At 63.9% G+C, this 16,581-nt stretch carries 12 protein-coding genes and 1 pseudogene; 5 read left to right on the forward strand and 8 right to left on the reverse strand.

Translation table 11 applies throughout. The annotated features are described in order from the left end of the window. The coding region (locus tag NKI20_RS17720; protein WP_352832465.1) for an ISAs1 family transposase at positions 1-548 on the reverse strand (548 nt) is incomplete at its 3' end. A gap of 145 nt (positions 549-693) precedes the next feature. Here NKI20_RS17720 and NKI20_RS17725 point away from each other — a divergent pair. Beyond that, positions 694-1,308, forward strand: a complete 615-nt coding sequence (locus NKI20_RS17725; protein WP_352832468.1) for a LysE family translocator — start codon at positions 694-696, stop codon at positions 1,306-1,308. 4 nt (positions 1,309-1,312) lie between these two features. Here the strand turns inward: NKI20_RS17725 and NKI20_RS17730 are convergent, their stop codons facing one another. Beyond that, entirely contained in the window at positions 1,313-1,636 is a 324-nt protein-coding gene (locus NKI20_RS17730) for a YciI family protein (RefSeq protein WP_352832472.1), read from the reverse strand. A 133-nt stretch (positions 1,637-1,769) separates the two neighbouring features. Next, positions 1,770-2,332: pseudogene (locus NKI20_RS17735) on the reverse strand (peroxidase-related enzyme). A 136-nt stretch (positions 2,333-2,468) separates the two neighbouring features. Here NKI20_RS17735 and NKI20_RS17740 point away from each other — a divergent pair. Beyond that, the gene (locus NKI20_RS17740) at positions 2,469-7,283 is read left to right on the forward strand and encodes an NAD-glutamate dehydrogenase (protein ID WP_352832475.1); all 4,815 of its coding nucleotides are present in this window, start codon (positions 2,469-2,471) and stop codon (positions 7,281-7,283) included. 182 nt (positions 7,284-7,465) lie between these two features. Beyond that, positions 7,466-8,842 (forward strand): MFS transporter, encoded by a 1,377-nt coding sequence (locus NKI20_RS17745; RefSeq protein WP_352832597.1) that lies wholly within the window; start codon positions 7,466-7,468, stop codon positions 8,840-8,842. 44 nt (positions 8,843-8,886) lie between these two features. Here the strand turns inward: NKI20_RS17745 and purH are convergent, their stop codons facing one another. Further along, positions 8,887-10,503: a bifunctional phosphoribosylaminoimidazolecarboxamide formyltransferase/IMP cyclohydrolase gene (gene purH / locus NKI20_RS17750; protein ID WP_352832478.1), complete on the reverse strand. Its 1,617-nt coding sequence runs from the start codon at positions 10,501-10,503 to the stop codon at positions 8,887-8,889. A 140-nt stretch (positions 10,504-10,643) separates the two neighbouring features. Between purH and NKI20_RS17755 the strand changes: the two genes are divergently transcribed. Further along, positions 10,644-10,952 (forward strand): putative quinol monooxygenase, encoded by a 309-nt coding sequence (locus NKI20_RS17755; protein WP_023762528.1) that lies wholly within the window; start codon positions 10,644-10,646, stop codon positions 10,950-10,952. A gap of 28 nt (positions 10,953-10,980) precedes the next feature. Here the strand turns inward: NKI20_RS17755 and NKI20_RS17760 are convergent, their stop codons facing one another. From NKI20_RS17760 to htpX, 3 genes are all read right to left on the reverse strand, one after another. Further along, positions 10,981-12,705, reverse strand: coding sequence for a heparinase II/III family protein (locus NKI20_RS17760; RefSeq protein WP_352832483.1), 1,725 nt, complete (start codon positions 12,703-12,705; stop codon positions 10,981-10,983). A gap of 148 nt (positions 12,706-12,853) precedes the next feature. After that, positions 12,854-14,248 carry an RsmB/NOP family class I SAM-dependent RNA methyltransferase gene (locus NKI20_RS17765; RefSeq protein ID WP_352832600.1) on the reverse strand — a complete coding sequence of 465 codons (1,395 nt, stop codon included), beginning with the start codon at positions 14,246-14,248 and terminating at the stop codon, positions 12,854-12,856. After that, a complete protein-coding gene (htpX, locus tag NKI20_RS17770; RefSeq protein WP_352487326.1) occupies positions 14,239-15,255 on the reverse strand; it encodes a zinc metalloprotease HtpX in 1,017 nt (338 codons plus the stop codon). Before htpX ends, NKI20_RS17765 begins: the two co-directional genes overlap by 10 nt. 105 nt (positions 15,256-15,360) lie before the next feature. On the opposite strand from htpX, the gene NKI20_RS17775 reads away from it, so the two are divergent. After that, positions 15,361-15,582, forward strand: coding sequence for a DUF1674 domain-containing protein (locus NKI20_RS17775; RefSeq protein WP_023762523.1), 222 nt, complete (start codon positions 15,361-15,363; stop codon positions 15,580-15,582). A 141-nt stretch (positions 15,583-15,723) separates the two neighbouring features. Here the strand turns inward: NKI20_RS17775 and NKI20_RS17780 are convergent, their stop codons facing one another. Next, positions 15,724-16,389, reverse strand: coding sequence for an HAD-IA family hydrolase (locus NKI20_RS17780; protein WP_352832488.1), 666 nt, complete (start codon positions 16,387-16,389; stop codon positions 15,724-15,726). Positions 16,390-16,581 lie beyond the last annotated feature (192 nt).

A 16,581-nucleotide genomic window follows, 5' to 3' on the forward strand; every position in this document is an offset into this window, starting at 1 on the left:
ACGATCTTGGCGGCGATCTGCCTTTGCGTTCCCATCGCGTCGATGGTGACGATCGCGCCTTCGAGGGCGAGCATGTCGAGAAGCTCGGGAATGGCGGTGATCTCGTTGCTCTTGGTGTCCACCGCCCGCTGCGCCAGCACGAGGCCCGCCTCGTGCGCCCAGGCCTGAACGAGATGCAACGCGCCTGTCCCGTCGGCGTCCTGTTTGGAGCCGCGCACGGTCTTGCCGTCGATGGCGACGACGCCGCCGATGCGCCCGGCGAGGCTCTTCACCCAGGCGGCGAACGCCGTCTCCAACTGTCGCGGATCGAGCCGTGCGAGCGTCCGTTTTAAGGTCTGCGCCGGCGCAACCCCATGCGCGAACGGCAAGATGCGCCGGAGCCAGTCGAGCAGTTCGACGCCCACGTCCTCGATCTCGTCGAAATCCTCCGCTCGGCACAACAGGCCCACCAGCACCGTGAGCAGGATCTCGTCGAGCCGATAGACCACCATTCCGGGCACGCGAGGGTCTTCAATGTCGTCAATATGATCGAGAAAGCTTGCGTCCATCGCCGGTCTCCTTCCCGGCCAAAAGAATCCCGCTTGGTTACCAGAGCGTTAACGATTCATGATTCCGCCCTGTGTCGGCCCTACCGCAGCTGGGCCGCTTGCGCTAATGTTAGATATCGAAGGCTTTCAACCAAAGACCCCGTCCATGCACCTCACATCGCTCCTGATCTTCGCCGCCGCTTTGTTCGTCGCCGCTGGCTCGCCTGGTCCATCGATCGCGGCGCTCGTCGCGCGCGTCATCTCGAAAGGCTTTCGCGACGTGTTCCCGTTCCTGCTTGCGATGTGGATCGGCGAGGGCATCTGGCTGTCGCTGGCAGTATTCGGGCTAGCTGTGGTGGCGCAGACATTCCATTTTGCCTTTGTTGTCGTGAAATGGGTCGGCGTCGCCTATCTCGCCTACCTTGCCTGGAAGATGTGGACTGCACCTGTCGATGGGAAAGAGGGCGAGATGCCGCGCGAGGATTCTCCGGCAAAGCTGTTCTTCGCCGGGATGGCGGTGACGCTCGGCAATCCCAAGATCATGATGTTCTACCTGGCGCTGTTGCCGACCATCATCGACCTCGCTTCGGTCAGCGTCGTCGGCTGGGTCGAGCTGACGGCGACCATGGCCGTGGTGCTGGTCGCCATCGATCTGGCCTGGGTGCTCGCCGCGTCACAGGCGCGCAAGCTCCTCAGGAGCAAGCGCGCCATGAAGATCGCCAACCGCATCAGTGCCACGACGATGGCCGGCGCGGCTGCGGCGATCGCGGCGCGGTCGTAACCCGTCACATCATCTCGATGATCGGCGCGATCTCGACGCTGAAGGCCGGGTTCATCAGGATCGGGCAATCCTTGGCCTTGGCTACGGCATCGTCGATGTCTTTCGCTTCGACGATGGTGTAGCCGGCGGTCGGATTGCTGCCGCCATTGTTCTCGACCTTGCCGCCGGGTAGCACCATCTTCGACATGCCGACCGGATTGCCGCCGTCGACCACGGCCGAGCCGAGCTTGCCGTACCAGCCGTTCCAGGCGTCCATTGCGGCTTTCCGTTCGGCCTCCTCGGTCGGCATCTTACCGGAGCCGTGATAGATGTAGAGATATTTCGCCATGTTCTCCTCCTTGATCAGCGGCATCGAACCGACATGCGGCCATGCCGCCTGCCGATCATCGGACCAAACCGGCAAACAAGCAACGAGAATGCGAAACAGCTAATATAAGGCCTGTCGGGCTCCAGCCACCAGGTCACCGCGCCATGGCGTGATATTCGTCGTTTGGCCGCATATCGATCGCCGCCGCCACCCGGTTCGACATGTTGAAGAAGGCAGCGGTCGAGGCGATGTCCCAGATGTCGCGATCGGTGAAGCCGGCCTTGCGCAGTGCTGCCCGATCGGCCTCGACAATCTTCGCCGGCTCCTCGGTCAACTTGACGGCGAATTCGAGCATTGCGGTCTGCTTGGGCGAAAGATCGGCGGCGCGGAAATTCATCACCATCATCTCGCCGAGCGCCGGGTCGCCGGACAGCTGGCGTACCGCCGCGCCATGCGCGGTCAGGCAATAGTAACAATGATTTATCGAAGAGACGGCGACCGCGATCATCTCCCGCTCCAGCTTCGACAGGCCGGAGTCTGCGAGCATCAGGTCGTTGTACATGTCGGTGAAAGCACGCAGCTTCTTGTCGTCGAAGGCGTAGGCGCGCAGCACATTGGGACGAGGCCGAGCTTCTCCTCGCATTTGGCGAAATAGGTTTTTGTCGCCTCGCTCAATTCTCCCAGGCCAAGGTCAAGCGCGGTGATTTTGCCGGTCATGGGTCATTTCTCCTCCGTTGGACGGCGTCTTGTTGCCGAATTCCGATATTTCTTTGCAAGCCGTCAAACCTTTGTCGCCAAACAGCGGTCATCTGCTACCATAGTCGTAAAAGCATTGACGGGAGGGAAGTGCCTCATGGCCAGCGTGAAATCCGCGAGCAAGCCGAAGAAAAAAATCACGGCAGCGGCAAAAGCGGAGGAAAGGCCAGCCGGGCTTGCCGACTATCTGCTCGCCCGCGCGCCGGCTGAAGATCTCGCCGCTTATGAAATGGCCGATCTCGAACGCGCCGCCGATCTCGCCGGCCAGGCAATAGCCATTCACAAAAAAGGCGAGTGCGTCATCGCCGTCGATGCCGATTCCGGCGTTGTCCGAGACGGCCGCCCGGTGACGGTCATCACGGTCGTCAACGACAACATGCCGTTCCTGTTCGATTCCATCCTTGGCGAAGTCACCGAGACATCAGGCGAACCGATGCTGGTCACCCATCCGGTCATCGTGGTTCGTCACGGCAAAGACGGTGTGGACGAAATCCTCGGCGACGGCAATTTCGCCAAGGATGACGGCAACCACGACCGGCTGAGCGTCATCCATGTCCACATACCGCGGCTGACCGCGGAGCAGGCGAGCGGATTGACCGAGCGGTTGCGCAAGACGCTCGGCCAGGTTCATGCCGCTGTCCACGACTGGAGACCGATGCTGGCCCGCCTCGATCAGGCGATTTCCGAATTCCGCTATTCGGCGGTGCCGCTCGACAAGAAGAGCGTTGCCGAGGCGATCGCTTTCCTAGAGTGGCTGCGCGACGACAATTTCACCTTCCTCGGCATGCGCGAGTTCAAATACACCGGCGGCGAGGAAAGCGGCACGCTGGAGCGCGCCGACAAACCCGGCCTCGGCATCCTCGCTGATCCCGATGTGCTGGTGCTCAGGCGCGGTACCGAAGCCGTGACGACAACGCCTGAGATCCGCGCCTTCCTGCATGGGCCGGAGCCGCTGATCGTCACCAAGGCCAATGCCAAGTCATCCGTGCATCGCCGCATCTATCTCGATTACATTGGCGTCAAGACCTACACAGCCAAAGGCACGCTGGCGGGCGAATTGCGCATCGTCGGCCTGTTCACCTCGACCGCCTACACGCGCTCGGTGATGAAGATCCCCTACCTGCGATCCAAAGCCGAAACCATCATCGCCAAGTCAGGCTTCGACCGCCACGACCACTCCGGCAAGGCGCTGATCAATGTGCTGGAAAGCTATCCGCGTGACGAGTTGTTCCAGGTGCCGGTGCCGATCCTGAGGAAGCACGCCGCCGCCATTCTCGGCCTGGTCGAGCGACCGCGCGTGCGGGCGCTGGTGCGCGCCGATCAGTTCGACCGCTTCGTCTCGATCCTCGTTTTTGTGCCGCGCGACCGCTACGACAGCGTGGTGCGCGAGAAGATCGGCCTCTATCTGAAAACTGTGTTCGAAGGCCGGCTGTCGGCCTATTACCCAGCCTTCCCCGAAGGCGGGTTGGCGCGCGTGCACTTCATCATCGGCCGTTCCGGCGGCAAGACGCCGAAGGTCGAGCAAGCGACGATCGAAGCCGCGATCCGCGACATCGTGCGCACCTGGGAAGATGCACTTTCAGATGCGGCGGAGGCCAATGGCGCCGACCAGACGTTGAAGGCAATTGCCGCGCGGCTGCCGGAAAGCTACCGCGATTCGTTTAGCGCCGCGGTGGCGCTGGCCGATGCCAGGCGGATTGCCAAAATCAGCGCCGGCAATCCGATCGCCATCGACTACTATCGCCATGGCGAGCAGAAGCCGCACCAGGCAGCGCTGAAGATCTATCACCACGGCAGCCCGGTGGCGCTGTCGCGGCGCGTGCCGGTGCTGGAAAACATCGGCTTCCGCGTCATCAGCGAACGCACTTTCGAGGTCGGCGACGGTCAGTCCGGCCAGATCAGTGGTGATCAGACCGGCCGGGTCTTCATCCATGACATGGAGCTGGAGAACAGCTACGGCGAGCCAATCGATCTGACCGATGGCGGGGCACTGTTCGCGGACGCGTTCTTGTCCGTCTGGCGCGGCGACGTCGACAATGACGGCTACAATGGCCTTGCCCAGACCGCGGGCCTGTGGTCGGGCGAGATCACCGTCCTGCGCGCCTATGGCCGCTACCTGCAGCAGGTTGGCATTCCGCAAAGCCAGGATTTCATCGCCGCCGCGCTCAATCGCTATCCCGATATCGCGCGCGGCCTGCATGCGCTGTTCATCGCCAGGCTTGGCCCGACAGCCGAGACCGAAGGCGTGGTGGCGGCAAAGCACCTCAAGGCCAAGATCAAGGATGCGCTGGAAGACGTTCCCAACATCGACGACGACACCATTATCCGGCGCTATCTCAATCTGATCGAAGCTTCGCTGCGCACCAATCATTTCGTCGCCGATACGAAAGAGAAAGGCCAGTCGCTGGCGATCAAGCTCGATTCGCATGCGGTGGACGGATTGCCGGCGCCGCGGCCGTGGCGGGAGATCTTCGTCTACGGTTCCGAAGTCGAGGGCCTGCATCTGCGCTTCGGCCCGGTGGCGCGCGGCGGCCTGCGTTGGTCGGACCGCGCCCAGGACTATCGCACCGAGGTGCTCGGCCTGGTCAAGGCGCAGCAGGTCAAGAACGCCGTCATCGTGCCTGTCGGCGCCAAAGGCGGCTTCTACCCGAAGAAGCTGCCGATGACCGCCGGCCGTGACGCGATCTTCGAGGCCGGCACCTCGGCCTACAAGAACTTCGTCTCCAGCCTGCTGTCGATCACCGACAATATCGGGCTCGAGGGTGTCATCCCGCCGGCCGGCGTCGTGCGCCGCGATCCGGACGATCCGTATTTCGTCGTTGCCGCCGACAAGGGCACGGCGACCTTCTCCGATACCGCCAACGCCATCAGCGAAAAGCACGGTTTCTGGCTCGACGACGCCTTCGCCAGCGGCGGCTCGGCCGGCTACGACCACAAGAAGATGGGCATCACCGCCAAGGGCGCATGGGAAGCCGTCAAGCGGCATTTCCGTGAGATCAACCGCGATATCCAGACCTCGCCTTTCACTGTCGTCGGTGTCGGTGACATGTCGGGCGACGTGTTCGGCAACGGCATGCTGTTGTCGCCGAAGACCCGGTTGATTGCTGCCTTCGACCATCGCGACATCTTCATAGATCCCGATCCGGACATGGCCGCGTCGATGTCCGAGCGCGAGCGCATGTTCGCTCTCCCCCGCTCGAGCTGGCAGGACTACGACAAGACCAAACTGTCGGAAGGCGGCATCATCGTCTCGCGCAACCAGAAGTCGATCACCTTGCCGGCGGCAGCGGCGGCGGCGATCGGCTTGGCCAAAACCATCGCCACGCCGGTCGAGATCATGACCGCCATCCTGAAGGCGCCGGTCGATCTTCTGTGGTTCGGCGGCATCGGCACATATTTGCGGGCTTCGACCGAGACCAATGCCGAGGTCGGCGACCGCGCCAATGATGCTATCCGCATCACCGCGCTGGACGTGCGCGCCAAGGTGATCGGCGAGGGCGCCAATCTCGGCGTCACGCAGCGCGCGCGCATCGAGTTCGGCATGAATGGCGGCCGCTGCAATTCCGACGCCATCGACAATTCCGGTGGCGTCAACTGCTCCGACGTCGAGGTCAACATCAAGATCGCGCTGGCGTCCGCCATGCGCAAGGGATCGTTGACGCGCCCGGCACGCAACAAGCTGTTGGCCGAGATGACCGACGAGGTCGGCTCACTCGTCCTGTCCAACAACTACCAGCAGACGCTGGCGCTTTCGATCGCCCGCAAGCGCGGCCTCGCCGACATCGCGCATCAGAGCCGTTTCATGACGGCGCTGGAGGCGCGCGGCCTGCTCGACCGCGCCGTCGAGACGCTGCCGTCGCCGGCGGCGCTTGCCGATCGCGAAGCGCGCGGCGAACCGCTGACCAGGGCCGAGCTCGGCGTGCTGCTCGCCTATGCCAAGATCGTGCTGTTTTCCGACATCGTCGCCAGCGACGTGCCGGACGACGCGCATTTCGACCGCGACCTGATGGGCTATTTCCCGGATCGCATGGCGAAGAAATATGCCGCCGAAATCCACGGCCACCGGCTGCGCCGCGAGATCATTACACGGGTCGTCGTCAACGATCTGGTCAATCGCGGCGGCCCTTCCTTCGTCAACCGGCTGCAGGAAGCCACGGGGCGCACTGCCGCCGACGTGGTGCGCACCTTCGCGGTGGTGCGCGACGGCTTTGCCTTGCCGGCGCTCTATCGCGAGATCGACGCGCTCGACAACCAGATCGATGGCCAGGTGCAGCTCGATCTCTATCAGATGGTCAGCCGGCTGATCTATGTGACCAGCGGCTGGTATCTGAAGAACGATGCCAGCACGGCAGCCCTTGGCCAGCGCATCGCCGAACTGCTGGAAGCCCGCAAGGCACTGGAGCCCAAGCTCGTTTCGCTGCTGCCGGCCTTCTCGCGCGAGCGGATCGAGGAGAAGCGGCACGGGCTGTTCAAGAGCGGCGCGCCGGAAAGACTGGCCGCGCAGCTGGCGCTGAGCGAGGTGGCGGAACTCATCCCCGATATTGCGTTGACGGCGCGCACCGCCGGCGCCGACATCGTCGCGGCGGCCACGGCATTCTTCGCCGTCAGCGATGCCTTCCGCATCCCGCGTGTCGAGGACGCGGCACGCTCGATCACGCCCTCGGACTATTACGATCAGCTGGCCCTTTCGCGCGCCACCGACACGATAGGTGCCGCGCGGCGCGGCATCGCGGTGGCGGCACTCACCGGTCATGCCAAGGCAGCCGATCCGGTGGCCGCCTGGCTGGAGGCCGGCGGCGAGCGGGTGGCGCGCATCCGCGAGCGGCTGCAGGCGCTGACCGAAGGCGGCGACATCACCGTGTCGCGGCTGTCCGTCGCTTCCGGGTTGATGAGCGATTTGACGGGGATGTGAGTTGGTTTGTTTTCATCCGGCCGTCGTCACCTTCTCCCCGCATAGCGACGAGGGAAGGGATATGGCCGCAATGCTGGCACCTATCTCGCGATCCGGGAGAGCGGCGCAATGGTTGATGTTTACATGAATGCTGGAAAAATGCAGACATGGCGCCCGATACGGGCACGGCCGGGGGGATCATCATGGCGGTAGAGGCAGTGCAGCGTGCGTCTGGACGTGGTATCTGGGGATGGATGCTGTTCGACTGGGCCGCGCAGCCGTTCTTCACGGTCATCACCACCTTCATCTTCGGGCCGTACTTCGTCTCGCGCATGGCGAGCGATCCGGAAACCGGCCAGGCGGCCTGGGGTTACGGCATCGCCGCGGCGGGCCTGGTCATCGCCGTGCTGTCGCCGATCCTAGGCTCGATCGCCGATCAGACCGGCCCACGCAAGCCGTGGATTGCGTTCTTCGCCGCGGTCAAGGTCACCAGCCTTAGCCTGCTTTGGTTCGCGGCTCCCGGTTCGAACCTTTTCCTGGTCGTGTTCTTGTTCTCGCTGGCGTCGGTCGCGGCCGAGTTTTCGACCGTGTTCAACGATTCGATGATGCCGCGCCTGGTGCCGAAGAGCGAGATCGGCCGGATCTCCAACATGGCCTGGGGAATTGGTTATCTCGGCGGCATGATCGCGCTGATCTTCGTCGTCGCCTGCTTGGCCGGTTCGCCGGAGACGGGCAAGACGATCATCGGCATCGACCCGCTGTTCGGGCTCGACCCGAAGCTCGGCGAAGACGCCCGCGCCACCGGGCCGCTGTCGGCCGGCTGGTACTTCCTGTTCATCCTGCCAATGTTCTTTTTCACGCCCGACGCCCTCAAGGGGCTGCCGATCGGCCCGGCGGTGCGAGAGGGGTTGGCTGAGTTGAAAGCAACACTGAGCGAGGTGCGCAAGCGCAGCGGTATCTTCCGCTTCCTTGTCGCCCGCATGATCTATCAGGACGGCGTCAACGCTCTGCTGGCGCTGGGTGGTACGTTTGCGGCTGCAATGTTCCATTGGTCGATCACCGAGATCGGCATTTTCGGCATCATTCTCAATGTCGTCGCCATCTTCGGCTGCCTGGTTGCGGCGCGTCTCGACACGGCGCTTGGCTCAAAAACCATCGTGATGATCTCACTGGTCCTGCTCGGCATCGCCACGATCGGCATCGTCTCGACCGGACCGGGCTATACTTTGTTCGGCCTCTGGATGATGCCCGGGCCAGACAGTGGCGGACTGTTCGGTACGGCGGCGGAAAAGGCCTACATCTTCTTCGGCCTGTTGATTGGCGTGGCTTTCGGGCCGGTGCAGGCGTCGTCGCGTTCCTACATGGCGCGCAGCGTTACCGCCGCCGAATCCGGCCGCTATTTCGGAATTTATGCGTTGGCCGGGCGAGCGACCAGTTTCCTGGCGCCGTTCATGGTCGCGTCCGTCACCCTCGCCAGTGGCTCGGCGCGCCTCGGCATGGCGGTGATCGCGCTGTTCCTTGGCCTCGGCATGGCGATCCTGATCAAGACGCCTTATCCGGCGGACCGGCCGGCGGAGTGAGTTTACCCTCCCCCTTGTGGGCCACAAGGGGGAGGGTAAGGCAGTTAATGCCGGAAATGCCTGACGCCCGTAAACACCATGGCGATGCCGTGCTCGTCGGCGGCGGCGATCACGTCCTTGTCGTTCATCGAGCCGCCAGGCTGGATGACGGCAGTGGCGCCGGCGGCGATTGCGGCCAGCAGTCCGTCGGCGAAGGGGAAGAAGGCGTCGGAAGCGACGACCGAGCCCTTGGTCAGCGGTTCGGCAAGGCCCGCGGCCTCGGCGGCGTCGAGCGCCTTGCGCGCGGCTATGCGTGAGGAATCGACCCGGCTCATCTGGCCAGCGCCGATGCCGACGGTGGCACCATCCTTGACGTAGACGATGGCGTTGGACTTGACATGCTTGGCGACGCGGAAGGCGAATTTGAGGTCGGCCATTTCGGCCGGCGTCGGCGCGCGCTTGGTCACTACTTTCAGCTCCAGGTCGTCGATGACGGCGTTGTCGCGGGACTGGACGAGCAGCCCGCCGGCGACGGATTTGACCGTCGTGCCTGACGTGCGCGGGTCCGGCAGGCCGCCGGTGACCAGCAGGCGCAGATTTTTCTTTGCCGCGACGATCGCCGCTGCCTCGTCGGTCGCGCCGGGCGCGATGATCACCTCGGTGAAGGTCTTGACGATTTCTGCGGCGGCCGCGGCGTCGAGGATCCGATTCACAGCGACGATGCCGCCGAAGGCCGAGACCGGATCGCAGGCCAGCGCCTTGGCGTAGGCCGCCTTCAGCGAGATGCCTTCGGCGACGCCGCACGGGTTGGCATGCTTGATGATGGCAACCGCGGCGGAACGGTCGGGATCGAATTCGCCGGCCAGTTCGAAGGCGGCGTCGGTGTCGTTGATGTTGTTGTAGGAGAGCTGCTTGCCCTGCAACTGACGCGCCGTGGCGACGCCGGGCCGCTTGTTGCCATTGAGGTAGAAGCCGGCGCTCTGATGCGGGTTCTCGCCGTAGCGCATGACCTCTTCCAGCTTGCCGCCAAAGGCGCGCCATGTCGGGTGCTCGATCTCGAGCGCTTCGGCAAACCAGCCGGAGATCGCCGCGTCATAGGTGGCGGTGCGGGCAAAGGCCTTGGCCGCCAGCTTCTTGCGGAAATCCAGCGACAGCGAGCCGATGTTCATTTCCAGCGCGTTCAGCACCGAGGCGTAGTCGCCGGGATCGGTGACAATGGCGACATAGGCGTGGTTCTTGGCCGAGGCGCGGATCATTGCCGGTCCGCCAATGTCGATGTTCTCGACGATCGAGGCGTAATCGGCGCCGGAGCGGCGGACCTCCTCGAACGGATAGAGATTGGACACCACGAGATCGATCGGCTCGATACCGTACTTGCGCATTGCAGCCGCATGATCCGGGTCGTCGCGCACGCCAAGCAGCGCGCCATGCACGCTGGGATGCAAGGTCTTGACCCGGCCATCCATGATCTCGGGAAAACCGGTTAGCTCGGAGACGTCGCGCACGGCGAGGCCGGCCTCGGCGATCGCCTTTGCCGTGCCGCCGGTCGAGACCAGTTCGACACCGGCCGCTGCCAGCGCTTTGGCGAAATCGAGAAGGCCTGTCTTATCGAAAACGGAGAGCAGGGCGCGACGCACCGGAACGAGGTCAGGTGCTGGAATGTTCTTGGCGGCGACGGCCATGGGCTGGCGGCCTTTCACGACTTGATTTGAAGCATCCGGGGGCCGTAGCACATGACGCCCGGAAATCAAGCGCCGACGTTTTCGTATGCAATTTGCTGGCCCATATATAAGCTTGTCTTGCTGGTGGAGGAGAAGAATTGATGGCGTTTGTGCGCGTTGGCCAATTCAAGGCGTTGCCGGACACGACCGAGCAATTGCGGGCGATCTATGAAACCGAGGCGATCCCCGCCATCCGCGCCGCAAGCGGCAACATCAGCGCCGTGCTGCTGCAGCAACATCAGGCGAGCGACACATTCATGGCGATCACAGTGTGGAGCACCGTCGAGGATGCCGAGCGCTATGACCGAAGCGGCCAGGCGGCGGCGATGGTCGACAAGATCCGCTTCGCATTCGCCGGTCCGCCCTCGCTCACCACTTACGATGCTTTCGGTGTCCCGCAGCAAGCTTGAGCCGGCCGGCTGCTTTCGCACGGCAGGCTCAGTTGTTTTCCGGGTAACCGGCGATGCTGGTGCGCGTCAGCTGCCAGTGGACTTCGGCAACCTCCGAGGCCTTGAAGGCAAGCACGATCTGGCGGCTGCGGCGCGGGCCGCCAAGACCGGCGAAATAGATCGATTCCTCGACCTCCGGCACCACTTCGGCGCAAGTAAATACCCAGTTGTCGGCCTGATCGGCGGTCATCACCAGGCGATCATGCTCGTCCTGCAACAGGTTGATGTCGGGGTGGACGTGGAAGCGAACGGTGACGAAGTCGCGGCCGTTATTGCGGATCGAGGCATTGCCGGGCCGCTGGAAGCGGTCCCTGCCGACCAGCACATTGCCGTTCGAGGAGAGCTTCAGTTCGCGCTCATGCAGGAAACCGAAACGCGCGACATAACCGTCATGGCGGGCGATGAACCCCTGAACGCCCTTCTGGTCGATGCGCTTGCATTGAACATGCTGCGGGCCGCCGATCAGCGGCGAACCGAGCAGGTCGTTGACGCGCAGCGAATGGCTGAAGCGTGCCGACGAGGTATCGTTGATGGTGGCGGTCGAGTGCGCGGCGGTGGCGCGCGCCAGCGGCCGGAATTCAGCCGCGCCATAGGTGTCGATGCCGGCATTGACGACGTAGTGCTGGCGCCCGGACGACAGTTCGAAGGCGAGACAGCTGGCGTGTGCGGCGTTGGAGACATCGACCGGCGGCGGCAGGCCGGTGTCGGCGATGACCGTCACCCCGCCCATCGACAGGCGCTCATAACCGGAATGCGGCGCATGCAGCAACGGCGCGCCGGCTGTGTCGTCGTGGCGCAGGATGGTGGCGATGCGGTCGTGGATGGTGGCGCCCATGCCGTTGAAGCGGGCGAGGCTGCCGTCCTGATGGCGAAAGAAGCGCAGCGCCGGCAGCATGCGGTCGATGGCGCCGATCAGCGCCTGCGGCGGCGTTTCCGCCTGATTGGCATAGGTTTGCCGCAGCGGCAGAAGGTCGGCGAGGATTTCCAGGACGACCATTGGATTGCGCGAAATATGCCCGCCGTCGGCCAGGATCTGGCGGTCGAGTTCCGCGGCAAGATTGCGGGTCGCGCCGCGCAGCGCCGATGCCGGCGCCGGCAGGGACAAGGCCGCGAAAGCGAGCGCGATGCGGGCACGCAGCCTGTCCTTGCCGTCCGGCATCTCGCGCGCCATCGACCTGAGGTAGCGGATCTGGACGGCGAGCGATTTCAGGAAGGCGCGGTAAAAGGGGAACTCGGCCCCCTGCAGCACGACCGAGGAGTGCTGCAGCCAGGCGATGATGCGCTTGGCGGCGGTGCCGGGCTCCCAGGCGACGCCGGAAATATGGCCGCCATGAATGACGATCCAGTCGGAAACCAGGGCGCGGGCATTGGCGGCGGCAAGCTCGGTGCCGGCGGCGCGCATGTGGCGCAGCCAGCGAAACCCGTGCAGTGTTTTCTGCCAGCCATGATTGGGCACGTTGATCTGGAAAGGCGACTTGCCACCGGTTTCGACCAGATGCCCCGACAGGGGATAGCGCCCATAGTAGATCTCAAGTGCGATCTGCGGGTCGGCGAGGCGCAGGTCCGGCGGTGCGATCAGCACACGTTCCGGCGTGCGGCCGAAATAGCGCCAGCGGTAGACCGGCCCGGCACGCAGGCGCCGGCGCGTTTTGCGCCAGAACTCCTTCGCGACAAGCGTCCACAGACGCGTCGTGCTGCTGGCAGCAAGTGCCAAAACCCCTCCTGATCGTCCAATACCCCGACGTCGAGTTTACATGATTGCTGGACTCGTGCGAAGGCGAATTCCATGGCACTATGCCGGTTCACCCGGTTTTGACCCCGATCGTCGCTAAAAAAGCCGGTAACTCCGGGCAGTTAGATCCTTAGCCGGCTCGGCGGATACGAGCCGCGAAGAAGCCGTCGAGACCGGAGATCCCGGGCGAACCAAGATCGAGGTCGGCGGGCGTGGTGCGCAGCGTGCCGTGCGGCGTCAGGAATGGATCGATGCCGGCGATTTCGCCTTGCTGCACCCGATCGTTGGCTATTCCAGCCGTGCCGGCCAGAAAGGCGCGATAGAGGTCCTCGCCTTCGAGCGGGTCGATCGAACAGTTCGAAAAGACGATCCTGCCGCCGGGTTTCACCAGCGTGACGGCGCGGGCGAGCAGCCTGCGTTGCAGGTCCGCGAGTTTTTCCACATCGGCGGCCGTCTTGGTCCATGGCACGTCGGGATGCCGCCGCACCGTTCCGGTCGACGAGCAGGGCGCGTCGAGGAGAACGGCGTCGAACAATTCCTTCGGCTCGTATTTGAGCAGGTCGGCCTGGACGATCTCGGCGGACAGACCGAGACGGTCGAGGTTTTGCGTTAGCCGCACCAGCCGGTTCTTCGAGGTGTCGACGGCGGTAACCTTGGCGCCGGCAAGAATGAGCTGTGCGGTCTTGCCGCCGGGGGCCGCGCAGAGATCGGCAACATGAAGCCCGCTGACATCGCCGAACAATCGGGCCGGCAGACTGGCCGCGGCGTCCTGGACCCACCAGGCCCCGTCGGCGAAACCGGGCAGTTCGGTGACGGGCCCGGCAAGCCTTTCCACCCGGACCGTGCCGGTCGGCAGGACGATGCCGCCGAGCTTTTCGGCCCAAAGCTTGGGATCCGCCTTGACCGAAAAGTCGACCGGCGCCTCGACGCGGTGGGCTGCCAGGATCTGTCGGGTCTTGTCATTGCCGTAAGTTGCCTTCAGCCGGTCGGAAAACCATTTGGGCGCTTCGTCGGTAGCGGCGAGAGCGGCAGGAAGTTCCGTTTCCTTGGCACGCGCCAACGTGCGCAGCACGCCGTTGACCAGGCCGGAGAAGCGCACCGTGCGCGGATCGGACTTGGCATGGGTCACGGCCAGGTCGACTGCGGCGCTGTCGGGAATGTCGAGGAACAGGATCTGTGCAGCCGCGACATGCAATATGTGCGACAGCGCGGTCGCGTTGGGTGGCAGCGGCTTCTCCAGGCGCCGCGCCAGCAACCCTGATATGGTCATGCGATAGCGCAGTGCTGTAACCAGAATGGCGCGCACGAGGCCGCGATCGCGCAGGTCGAGCGCCTTGTATTGCGGATGGCCGTTCTCGTGGTCGGTCAACCCGTCCAGAGGTGTCCTTGCGTCAATGACGGCGGCAAGCAGTCGTGCGGCGGCTTTGCGGGCGGCAAGGCCGGCAACGAAGTCGCCGCCGTCTCTGTGTTCCTGGTCACCTGAAACCGTGCGTCGAGGCCCTCGGTCCGCCACGCTCACGACCACCGGCCCTTGGGCCCGGTCGGGTTGCGACCCCATGGGTTGGATTTCGGCTTGGCGGGTTCCGCCGGCTGTTCGGGCTGCGCGGCTTGTCCCCATGGGCCCGATGGCCGCTGTTCGTCTGCTCGCGGCGTCTGGGCCCGGCGCGGAACTTGAGTGCCGCCGCCTTGCATCTGCTGCGCCATCGCCTGGAGAGCAGAGATGCGGTTTTCTGTGTTCGGGTGGGTGGAAAACAGACTGTCCATATGCTCGCCGGAAAGAGGATTGATGATGAAGAGATGCGCGGTCGCCGGATTGCGCTCGGCATCGGGGTTGCGGATGCGTTCGGCGCCGCGGGCGATCTTGTCAAGGGCCGATGCCAGCCAGAGGGGGTGTCCACAGATTTCGGCACCGCGCCGGTCGGCCTCGTATTCGCGGGTCCGGCTGACCGCCATCTGCACGATCATCGCGGCAAAGGGTGCCACGATCATCGCCGCCAGCACGCCGACAAAGCCGAACGGGTTGTTGTTGTCGCGATTGCCGCCAAAAAAGAAGGCGAAATTGCCGAGCATCGAGATGGCGCCGGCGAAGGTGGCGACGATCGTCATGGTCAGCGTGTCGCGGTGCTGCACGTGGGCGAGTTCGTGCGCCATGACAGCTGCGACCTCTTCATGCGTCAAAGCCTGCAACAGACCTGTGGACGCAGCGACCGCCGCGTTCTGCGGATTGCGGCCGGTGGCGAAGGCGTTCGGCTGCGGATTGTCGATCAGGTAGGTCTTCGGCATCGGCAGGCCGGCCTGCTTGGCCAGCGACTGGACGATGGCGTAATATTCGGGGGCGGTCCTTTCGTCGACCTCGACGGCGCGGTTCATCGACAGCACCATCTTGTCGGCGTTCCAGTAGCTGAAGAGATTGGTGCCGGCGGCGATCAGCAGCGCGATCATCATGCCGCCGGTTCCGCCGATCAAAAAGCCGACGCCCATGAACAGTGCCGTCATCGCGGCAAGAAGCATGGCGGTGCGAAGTGTGTTCATCGTCTGCTCCTGTCCAGATGGGAGCGAAAAAGGGTCGATCGTTGTGGGTTCATCGCTATATGATGGGAAACGCCTGGTCCTGTTTCAATCCACTGGAAATATTGCATGAACGACGAGCCCAGCAAAACCGATGTCGACCCCGGCGATGACGTCGCGCCAAAGGCACTGACGCCGGAAGCCAGACGTGCGCTCGCGGAAGCCGAAGCAAGACGTATAGAATATCTGGAGAAGGAAGCAGCGGCGCCGAAGGAAATCGGCGGCCGCGGCGGCAAGGAGCCCGGTCGCTATGGCGATTGGGAGGTAAAGGGCCTGACCAGCGACTTCTAAGGGTATGTTGATATTCAGGTGATGCCGGTCTGCAAACGGCGGTTCCCTGCGCTTCCGGTGCTCACGTACTTTAGGTACGCTCCGCTCCGGTTCTCGGAAACCACCGCTTTCGACTCGGCCTGACCTGAATCTCAACACACCCTAAGCGGCGCTGCGCTGCGGCTCGAGCGCGATCCAGCCATCTTCGTCCACGGTGATGCCGATCATGTCGTAGCCGGCGATTGCGGCATGCTGCGTTTGCAACGGATGCTGGTGCGTGGCATTGATGACCACGACCGCGGCTCCTGCTGCCTCGGCGGCGGCGATGCCAGCCGGAGCATCCTCGAACACAAGGCAGTCGCGGGCATCGAAGCCGAGCCGCTCTGCACCAAGCCGAAAGCAATCGGGTGCCGGTTTGCCGCGAGAAACATCCTCCGCCGCGACGATGACGGCCGGGACAGGGATGCCGGCAGCCTTCATGCGCAACAGCGCCAGCTCGCGCGGCGCCGAGGTCACGATCGCCCAGCGATCGGGCGGCAGCACGTCGAGAAACGCCACGGCGCCAGCGATCTGGAGAATGCCATCCAGATCGGCCGCCTCGGCCTTCAGCAGCAGATCAGCCTCGTGCGCCGGGTCCACGCCTGGGAGTGCCAGGCCGGTGATTGTCTCGATCGCCCGCACGCCATGGATCGTCGGCAGGAAGGCGGCGACGTCCAGGCCCTGGCGGCGTGCCCAATCGCTCCAAACTCGCTCCGCAGAGGCGATGGAATTGATGAGCGTGCCATCCATATCGAAGCGGAAAGCCGCGAATTTTCTGCCTGCGAACATGGTTTTCCTTGAGTCACGGGAGTGCTTGTGGCGGTCGCCGAACCTAACGTCGCGGCATCCTTATGGGAAGGCGCAAGGGTCACCTTTTCGATGCTCCCTCCGCAATGTTGGAATAGCTAACTCCTCCAGGTCGCAAATCGGTAGCTGGGTCGCTCGGCAATCGGAAGGGCCGACGGTCGCGCAAATTCGCCG

This window comes from Mesorhizobium sp. M0830 (assembly GCF_040319965.1).
Classification (GTDB): Bacteria; Pseudomonadota; Alphaproteobacteria; order Rhizobiales; family Rhizobiaceae; genus Mesorhizobium.